Source organism: Nocardia sp. 852002-20019_SCH5090214 (assembly GCF_001665865.1).
GTDB lineage: Bacteria > Actinomycetota > Actinomycetes > Mycobacteriales > Mycobacteriaceae > Nocardia > Nocardia nova.
The window spans coordinates 1-560 of sequence record NZ_LZMK01000436.1 but is presented as its reverse complement, the minus strand read 5'-3'; the positions used below and the strand labels follow the sequence as shown (position 1 = coordinate 560).

1 pseudogene is annotated in these 560 nt (G+C 68.4%); it reads left to right on the top strand.

Features of this window, described 5'->3' with window-relative positions:
• Positions 1-560, top strand: a pseudogene (locus tag A5780_RS41610) (DNA cytosine methyltransferase); the annotation flags it as partial.

The following is a 560-nucleotide window of genomic DNA, read 5'->3' as shown; positions in this document are numbered from 1 at the left end:
TGTTCTGGGCGAGCCCGGCGTGCCCGGAATGGACGGACGCGAAGGGACAGAAACGCTACTTCGACCAGAGCAACCAGTACCGGTTCGACGAGGAACTCGGCATCGTCGAGGATCCGGCGTCCGGGCGCAGCCGCGCGCTGGTCGAGCAGATTCCCCGGTATCTGCGTGCGATGGCCGCGCGCGGCAAGCCGGTGCTGGCCGGGGTGATGGAAAACGTCGTGCAGTGCTGGAAGTGGGACGACCGGCATCGGTGGCTGCGCGAGATCCAGGACCTCGGTTACGAGACCCGGGTCATCGCCCTGAATTCCGCGCACGTGCTGCCGCGCACCTGCCTGCCGGTGCCGCAGTCCCGCGACCGGCTCTACATCGCGTACTGGCTCAAATCGCTGGGGCGGCGCCCGGATTGGGACAAGTGGCTGCGCCCGAAGGCATGGTGCCCGAGCTGCGAGCAGGTCGTGGACGCGATCCAGTCGTGGAAGAAGCCCGGCACGCCTTCGACGGGCACCGGTAGACGTACTGGCCGTGACGCACGCCGTAGCGGCCCATCTGCGTGCCGGGCT